Annotated in this window: 9 protein-coding genes; 8 read left to right on the top strand and 1 reads right to left on the bottom strand. The window is 34.9% G+C overall.

What is annotated here, in order from left to right:
• Positions 1-101: 101 nt before the first annotated feature.
• Positions 102-1,265: a substrate-binding domain-containing protein gene (locus tag DW059_RS14370; RefSeq protein WP_242986301.1), complete on the bottom strand. Its 1,164-nt coding sequence runs from the start codon at positions 1,263-1,265 to the stop codon at positions 102-104.
• Positions 1,266-1,412: 147 nt separating this feature from the next.
• Between DW059_RS14370 and DW059_RS14365 the strand changes: the two genes are divergently transcribed.
• From DW059_RS14365 to DW059_RS14340, 8 genes are all read left to right on the top strand, one after another.
• Complete coding sequence (locus tag DW059_RS14365) at positions 1,413-2,642, top strand: beta-fructofuranosidase (RefSeq protein ID WP_242986300.1); 1,230 nt, start codon at positions 1,413-1,415, stop codon at positions 2,640-2,642.
• Positions 2,600-2,872 carry a hypothetical protein gene (locus DW059_RS16605; RefSeq protein WP_242986298.1) on the top strand — a complete coding sequence of 91 codons (273 nt, stop codon included), beginning with the start codon at positions 2,600-2,602 and terminating at the stop codon, positions 2,870-2,872. Before DW059_RS14365 ends, DW059_RS16605 begins: the two co-directional genes overlap by 43 nt.
• Before the next feature lies 1 nt (position 2,873).
• On the top strand, positions 2,874-4,166 hold the full coding sequence (locus tag DW059_RS14360; protein ID WP_117699248.1) for an ABC transporter substrate-binding protein: 1,293 nt from the start codon (positions 2,874-2,876) through the stop codon (positions 4,164-4,166).
• Between the two features lie 87 nt (positions 4,167-4,253).
• Complete coding sequence (locus DW059_RS17440; RefSeq protein WP_330408451.1) at positions 4,254-4,529, top strand: carbohydrate ABC transporter permease; 276 nt, start codon at positions 4,254-4,256, stop codon at positions 4,527-4,529.
• A gap of 5 nt (positions 4,530-4,534) precedes the next feature.
• A complete protein-coding gene (locus tag DW059_RS14355; protein WP_330408450.1) occupies positions 4,535-5,185 on the top strand; it encodes a carbohydrate ABC transporter permease in 651 nt (216 codons plus the stop codon).
• Positions 5,182-6,009, top strand: a complete 828-nt coding sequence (locus tag DW059_RS14350; protein ID WP_022242530.1) for a carbohydrate ABC transporter permease — start codon at positions 5,182-5,184, stop codon at positions 6,007-6,009. Before DW059_RS14355 ends, DW059_RS14350 begins: the two co-directional genes overlap by 4 nt.
• Positions 6,010-6,029: 20 nt before the next feature.
• Positions 6,030-7,136 (top strand): glycoside hydrolase family 172 protein, encoded by a 1,107-nt coding sequence (locus DW059_RS14345; RefSeq protein ID WP_117699250.1) that lies wholly within the window; start codon positions 6,030-6,032, stop codon positions 7,134-7,136.
• A 39-nt stretch (positions 7,137-7,175) separates the two neighbouring features.
• The gene (locus tag DW059_RS14340; RefSeq protein WP_330408449.1) at positions 7,176-8,432 is read left to right on the top strand and encodes a glycoside hydrolase family 32 protein; all 1,257 of its coding nucleotides are present in this window, start codon (positions 7,176-7,178) and stop codon (positions 8,430-8,432) included.
• The last annotated feature ends 77 nt before the right edge of the window (positions 8,433-8,509 follow it).

The following is an 8,509-nucleotide window of genomic DNA, read 5'->3' as shown; positions in this document are numbered from 1 at the left end:
ATTTAAAGCAATTAAACTGGTAAATTTGTTGATAAATCGAAAAAATTTACCATCAAGTGAAAAGAAGTTTTCCATAGTATAATATCCTTTCAAAATTAATTCTATATTGTGGAATCCCGGATAATAAGTTTTGTTTCATATTCCATATATGAATGAGGAGAGTTTGGGTATTGTATCCGCTCTAACATCTGGCGGGCTGCAGCAATACCAAGGTATTTTTTTGGAGTCTGTATTGTAGTGAGAGAAGGCGTAATCCTTTCAGAAGCAGGAATACCATCAAATCCTACTACACTTACATCTTTTGGAATCTGATAACCCAAAAATTGAAGAGCATATATTAATTGGATTGCTGTACGGTCATTCCCGCAAATAAATACATCCGGGACAGAAGCCATCTTTTGTAATTTTTTAACGACTATTTGAAAGTCCTGAAATTCATCAGAAGTTTCTGTTAATAAGCAATGTTTCCGGTCTAGTTCCAGGTGATTATCAGAAAGACATTCTTGTAATGCATCAAAACGTTCCTGAAAACCTCGTCCTACATTTGCGGAATAAATATCTCCAACAAAGGCAAAACGCTCGGCACCCTTGGAAATTAAATGATTTACAATCCGGTGAATATTTCTTTTGTTTTCCATAGTAACAATATCTATCATATCTAAAGCAGGATTATAATCCTTTGGTAAATCAACAGTAATAATTGGAAGATTATATTGTAACAATGCATTGCAGATAGCCCCATCACAAATTTCCACAAGAATAATACCTTTAATGGAAGGATCATTTAATGCAGTAGGAAAATCCATTTTTTTCAAATCACTTTCAGACATGATTCCAATTACAAGATGATAATGTGCATTAGATAAGATGGATTCAATACCTGTTAAAACCGCAGCCCAGAATTCAGAGTCTGGTGCATAGGTTTTGGTAAGAAACAGGATAGAACCATTATTCACATTAGATGGAGAAGTAACATCTCCCGATTCGGAAAAAAGTTCTTTGTTTATGTTATTGTAATTCAGTTCTCTGGCTTTATTTAAAACCAGCTGCTTTGTTTTCGAAGAAACTTCATTACTGTTTTTTAAAGCTTTAGCAACAGTATTTCTGGATAAGTTTAATTCTTCGGCTAATTGTTTAATCGTGCATTTCATACTACCACCTCCAGATTTATTGTAACACTTTATTAAGAATAAAGGAAGAAGAAAATGTGCAAAAAATGAAAATGCACGAAATGCACAAAATAGCAATGAAAAGATGTATAACATGTATAAAACAACTGTTTTTATTATGTAAAAAAGATAGAAAATGATAAAAATAGAGAAAGGTCTGTTGAAAATAAATGGTGCATATGCTAAAATTTGAGCATAAAAAGAACGATAAAAAACATGCAAATAGTGCAAAGAGAGGTGCATATGAAAAAATTATTGTACAGACCAAAAGATGCATGGGTTGGAGACTTAATACCGTATTATGAAAATGGAACTTTTTATGGTTATTATCTGCATGATCCAAGAATCAGAGACAAGGAGTATGCAGAAGAAACTACCTGGCATCTTGTAACAACAAAAGACTTTGTAAATGTGGAATACAAAGGGGAAGCAATCAAGAGAGGAGGAGATGACAAGCCAAATAAGAATGCTTACACTGGTTCCGTAATAAAAGACAAAGAAAATCTTTATCATGCATTTTTTACTGCGTATAATGAAGATATAAAAATTAATGGAAAAAGTGTACAGTCTGTAATGCAGGCAGTAGGAACAGATTTAGAACATCTTAATACAGTAGAAGAATTTTTGTTTGTTTCTGATGGAAAGCAATATGAAGAATTTGACTGGCGGGATCCATTTGTATACTGGAACGAAGAAGATGAATGTTATGACATGCTTCTGGCTTCAAGAATCAAAGGAGGAGGTGAATTACGGGGAGGCTGTATTGCACTGTGTAAGTCAAAGGATTTGAAACAATGGACCTATGAAAAACCGTTTTATGCCCCTGGCATGTATATCACCATGGAATGTCCTGAAATTTTCAAGATGGGAAATTACTGGTATCTGGTTTTCTCCACTTTTTCGGATCAATTTACTACACATTATAGAATTTCAAAAAGTCCAAATGGACCATGGGAAATTCCGGAAGATGATGTCTTTGACACCAGATCAGATTATGCAATCAAAACCGCATCAGATGGACAGCGAAGATTTGCATTTGGATGGATTGCAAGCAAATATGGAAATAAAGATTTTGGACCATGGGAATGGGGTGGAACAATGGTGTTCCATGAATTGATTCAGAATCCGGAAGATGGAACATTAAAAGTCCGGGTTATTCCAGGTGTGAAAGAGTTCTATGATGAAGTACAGGATTTGAAACCAGCAGCAGGCTATAATAGCCGGATAATAAAGACAGAAAAAGGAATTCATGTAATAAGTGATACCTTAGGCTCCGGTGTCTATGAAATTCCGGAAGATTGTTTTTCAATTGAAATGGATGTCTGTGTGAAGCGGGGACATGAATTCGGAATAGCGTTACATGTTGATTCTGAAATGGAAAAGGGTTATTTTTTAAGAATGAATCAACGGAAAAGGAAGCAGCATGGGATATGTGGCCACGTTCGGAAAAGGGAATCTATCAGTGGCAGATAAAAGGTGATATACCATACCAGATAGAAACATCCAGAAGGCTTCCGGATGCAGATGAATATCATTTACTGATAATAAGAGAAGATGATATCTGTATTGTGTATATTAATGATGAAATTGTATTATCTACCAGAATGTATGATCACAAAGGTGGCTATGCCGGTGTTTATGTGGTACAGGGAGAAGTGGAATTAAACAATTTTGTGATAAAAACAAGAAAAGAGAGGGATTAAAATGAAAAAGAGAATGATGAGTATTTTATTGTTAGCAACAATGGTAACAGGGTTGATTGCAGGCTGTGGTTCTACAAAAAAAGAAGCAAAAAATGATGATGATGATGTGGTAACTGTTACGTGGATGACATCAAGACCTGTGGATGGTGAAATAGATCAGGTAATGCATGAAATTGCAGATCAGTACAGTAAAGAAAAAGGCGGAAAGTGGAAAATTGAATTTGAAACAACAGCGGACAGACCTTCCTATTTACAGAAATTAAAGACATTAATTGCCGGAGGCAATATGCCGGATATAATTGATATTGATGCCGATCCATATTGTCAGGAGCTGGTAGATGCAGGAATGTTAGTAGATGTAAAACAATTTTTAAAAGATAATGACAGATATGATGATTTCTATCCGATTGCATTAAAATATCAGGAATTTACAGATGGTTCCATGTATACTTTACCATTAGAATATCATGTGGAAATGACATGGTATAACAAAGAAATTTTTGAACAGTATAATCTGACACCACCAACTACCATGGATGAGTGGCTGAATGTATGTAAAACCTTAAAAGATAATGGAATTACACCGATTTCAGTAGATGGTGTTGACAGATGGCCGGTACAGAGATACTTAGCAATGCTTCCATTTAGAGAAACCGGAAATGATTTTATCATTAATTTAAGAGATGGAAAAGAAAAAATGGACAGTGAAACCGGAAGAGAAGCAGCAGAATTTATGAAAGAAATGGGTCAGTATTTTAATGATGGATTTGCTGCAACAGACTATGCAACAGCACAATCAATGTTTTTAGATGGAAAATCTGCAATGTATTATATTGGTGACTGGGAAATCGGCGCTATGCAGGATGCATATGAGCAGGGTAAAATTGATTATTTTTATCTTCCTACTATTGAAGGTGCAAAAACACAGCCAAATGAATTTTGTATAAATTCTGGAATTGGTATGGCATTTAATGCAGAAACATTTGATGAAAAAACAAAAGATTTTATCTTATATGTAATTGATAATTATGGTAAATTATATGCTGGAAAACAGCAGATGTCTCCAATTAAAACCGATTTACCGGATGATGTTGAATACTCAGATCTTTATCTGAAAATCCAGGAAGATATGCAGTCTACAGGTGAAAACTTCCTGAAGCCTTGGGATACATACCTTGATTCCAATACCAATACCGTTATGCAGGATAATTTATTATTGCTGGCATCCGGTGATTTATCAGTAGACGATTTTTGTAAACTGGTAGATGATTCTATTGCAGAATATACAAAATAAGTAAATGACATATCGAGATATGTATTATCATGATTGGTAATACATATCTCGTAACAGATTTATATAAATGAAAAGGAAGGAGTTATAATGGGCGTTATAAGAAACAAAAAGGCCTTTCTGGCATTTTTACTTCCAGGATTATTGTTCTATATTTTGGCAGTATTTTATCCAATAGAAGAGTCTATTCGATTAAGTTTTATGAAATGGGGAGGAATAGGAAAAAAGCAGTTTGTCGGATTGGAAAATTATGTGACTATGTTTCACGACGAAGTTTTTTATAAGGCATTTTTTAACAATCTGATTTACCTTGTTATTGTAGTTTCCATGCAATTATTAATTGGACTGTTTTTGCAATATTGCTGACATATATGACAAAGCATGTGACACTGGTTAAAACGTTGTATTATGTACCATGTATTATTACAACAGTTGCTATCACACAGCTTTTTAGAAGTATGTACTCAACAGAGCCTATGGGATTATTGAATCAGATATTACAAAAAGTAGGTTTAGGTGGAATGGTAACGTCCTGGCTTGCGAAAGTAAGTACTGTATTACCAGCTGTATCCATACCGGAAGGATGGAGATTTACTGGAATGTATATGGTTATATTTTATGCTGCACTGGTTTCATTAGATCCTTCTGTATATGAAGCTGCCAAAATAGATGGGGCTTCTGAAATGCAGATATTATTTAAAATTAAAATGCCATTGATAAAAGATATTATACTTCTGACTTTGACGATGTGTTTGACAGGAGCATTAAGAGGATTTGATATTCCATTTTTATTAACAAGTGGTGGACCGGGAAATGCCAGCGAATTAATGTCTACATATATGTATAAAAAGGCGTTTTCAAGTAACCAGTATGGTTATGGCAGTACTTTAGCGGTGTTTATTATTATTGAAAGTATTTTAGTTGTTTATATTTTAAGAAAAATTTTTACTTCAAGGGAACAAAAAGAAGAAAAAAGAATTGAAAAAGAACGCATCAGAAGGAACAGGAGGGGAAATCATTGAAGAAAAAAATAATAAAAATAATATTTGCAGTATTGATTATTCTCTTCTTAATCATTCAGATATATCCGGTCATATGGTTGTTTGTTGCAAGTGTGAAACCAACCGTAGAGTTGTCAGCAGCTCCATTTGCATTTCCAAAGAGTATTACGCTGGAAAATTTTTCTAAGGTTTTATCAGATGGTAAAATCGGTATGTATATGTGGAATAGTTTAAAGGTGACCGTTATTTCGCTGATTCTGATTGTAGTATTAAGTTCTACTGCAGGATATGCATTGTCAAAATTTAAAGTAAGAGGAACAAAAACAATTTATTCTTTCTTTACATTTGGAATTATGGTTCCAGTACAGATTACATTAATACCATTATTTATTTTTTATAGTAAACTAGGTATTTTAAATACAAGTTTTTCTTTAATATTACCACAGGTAGGATTTGCATTACCTTTATCAGTTATGATGTTTGTAAGTTTTTACGAATTTGTTCCGAATGAATTGATAGAGGCAGCGGTTGTTGATGGGTGTTCACCGCTTCGGACTTTTATTCAGATTGTGTTCCCATTAGCAAGAAATACCGTTATTACAATTGCTTCCATGTATAGTATTCTGATTTGGAATGACTTTATTTTTGCAAATACATTTATTAGTGATACTTCAGCCAAGACAGTGGCAATGGGATTAAAAGATTATGTCGGAGCATTTGGAAATGTGGACTGGGGTTCAACATTTGCTGCAATAGCAATTTCAATTCTTCCTCCACTGGTAATCTATTTTGCATTAAATAAATGGGTAACAGCTGGAATGACTATGGGTGCAACGAAAGGATAAGGTATAAAATGGATAAAAATATGATTATGCTGCCAGGAACAGCAGCAATGCTTCCCTATCTGACACATGGAAAAAGCAGGGCGATTAATGCTGAAAACAGGACAGGAGAAAAGGGAAAGGGTGGTATGGCAGCCAGCGTTCTCGGAAAATCAAGAAAAGGCAGTCCGTGTTTGAATGATATCCAGCCGGGAGAGACGGTTGTTTTAGGAGAAATAGATGGTCCGGGAATTATTCATCATATATGGATAACAACGGATAATAAAACGTCAGAAGGAGATTGCTTTGTTCTTAGGGACCTGGTTCTCAGAATGTATTGGGATGGTGAGGAAAATCCATCAGTAGAAGCACCGTTAGGGGATTTTTTCTGTTGTGGATTTGGAAAAGAGTGTTATATTAATTCCAGTCTTATAACAGTTGTTCCATCCAGAGGGTTAAATTCTTATATTCAGATGCCATTTAAAAAGAGAGCAGTTATTACATTAGAAAATCAGCATGCAAATGCAATTCCGGCTTTTTTTTATCAGATTGATTATAATTTATACAATTATCTGCCAGAAGAAACGGAATATTTTCACGCAAGCTGGAGAAGAGAAGCTCTTACCGAGCTGGGAAAAGATTATGTTATTGCAGATGGAATAAAAGGTAGTGGTCATTATATCGGTACATATATAGCATTGTCTACACTTCAAAGATATTGGTGGGGTGAAGGAGAAGTAAAGTTTTATATTGATGGAGATGAACAATATCCAACAATCTGTGGAACCGGAATGGAAGATTATTTTGGAGGTTCCTGGAGTTTTGCCAGACATGAAGACGGAAAAACGATAGAACAGACATATACAACTCCTTTTCTTGGATATCCATATTATTCAAGGCATGATGATCTGGTAAATAATTTATATCATAATGATGATTGTCCACCAATGCGCGGTTTTTATCGCTGGCATGTCATGGATCCAGTATTTTTTGATGAGGAGCTTAAGGTTACTGTGCAACAGATTGGTGTTGGGCATAAAGGCTTATTTGAACGTCAGGATGATTTGTCAAGTGTTGCATACTGGTATCAGAAGGAACCACATAATGTTTTTTCAAAGCTTCCTGAGAAAGAAAAAAGATGGCCAAGATAGAAAAGGGAGCAGAAAGGTCAATTGATGTCAAAGGAAAAAATGCTTCAGGAAATTGAACGGGCACAAATAGTAATTAATCAGAATAGAGAAAAAGTTTCACAGGGAAAAATGAGGCAGAAATACCACTTTATGGCAGAAACGGGATGGATTAATGATCCAAACGGATTGATATATTTCAAAGGAAAGTATCATTTTTTCTATCAGTATAATCCATATCAGAGTTTTTGGGAAAATATGCACTGGGGACATGCTGTCAGTGATGATTTGATTCATTGGGAGTATCTTCCGGTTGCATTAGCACCAAGTGAACCTTATGAAGATCATTTGAAGGGTGGATGTTTTTCCGGAAGTGCAATTGAATTTGACGGAAAGCTATATTTAATATACACAGCAGCAACGAATCATGGAAATGGATTTGTCCAGACACAGTGTGTTGCTTATAGTGAAGATGGTATTCATTTTGAAAAATATGAAAAAAATCCAGTTTTAACAGCACCGGAAGGGATTTCGCCAGATTCCTTCCGGGATCCCAAGGTATGGAAACACGAAGACAGCTATTATATGGTATGCGGAGCTTCAAAAAATCAAAAAGGACAGGCGTTATTGTATCGCTCAGAAGATTTGATACATTGGACATTTATAAATGTATTAGCAGAAAGCAGGGGAGAATGGGGAACCATGTGGGAATGTCCTGATTTCTTTCGTATAGGAAACCGGTATGTTTTAACTTTTTCACCTATTGATGCAGGAGAGAGGACTTGTGTGTATTTAACCGGTTCGTTTGATTATGATACCGGCAAGTTTGATTATGATGTTTCAGGAGAAATTGATTGGGGTTTTGATTATTATGCACCACAATCATTTCAGGCACCTGATGGAAGAAGAATTATGGTTGCATGGGCAAATGAATGGGAATGGATGCCGTTTTTTAAAGACTGGGGACCGACTTACAGGGAAGACTGGTGCGGATTCTTTAATTTTCCGCGCGAAGTTAATATGACCAAAAGTGGAAGATTGAGTTTTGTTCCGATACGGGAGTTAAAAAAATATAGAAAAAAAACTGGTAAATATGTTCAGGACAAGTTGGTGATTTGTGATTCGCAACAAGAGTTAAAATCAGATGATGGAATAGCATTTGAACTGAAATTTAATATAAATTTACGAGCGAGCAATGCACAGCAATTACTTGTAAAATTAAGATGCGATGAAATAAATCAAACAGTTTGTATATTTGATTTGAAGAATGGAGAATTAAAAGTAAATCGTAATAAGGCAGATGGATGGAGTAAAGGATAATGGAGAATTAAAAGTAAATCGTAATAAGGCAGATGGATGGAGTAAAGGATATCACACAGTATACTCTTTTTAAAAGA

The organism is Roseburia sp. AF42-8, assembly GCF_003435965.1.
Taxonomy (GTDB): domain Bacteria; phylum Bacillota; class Clostridia; order Lachnospirales; family Lachnospiraceae; genus Roseburia_C; species Roseburia_C amylophila.
This window is presented reverse-complemented; position numbering and strand designations above follow the sequence as displayed.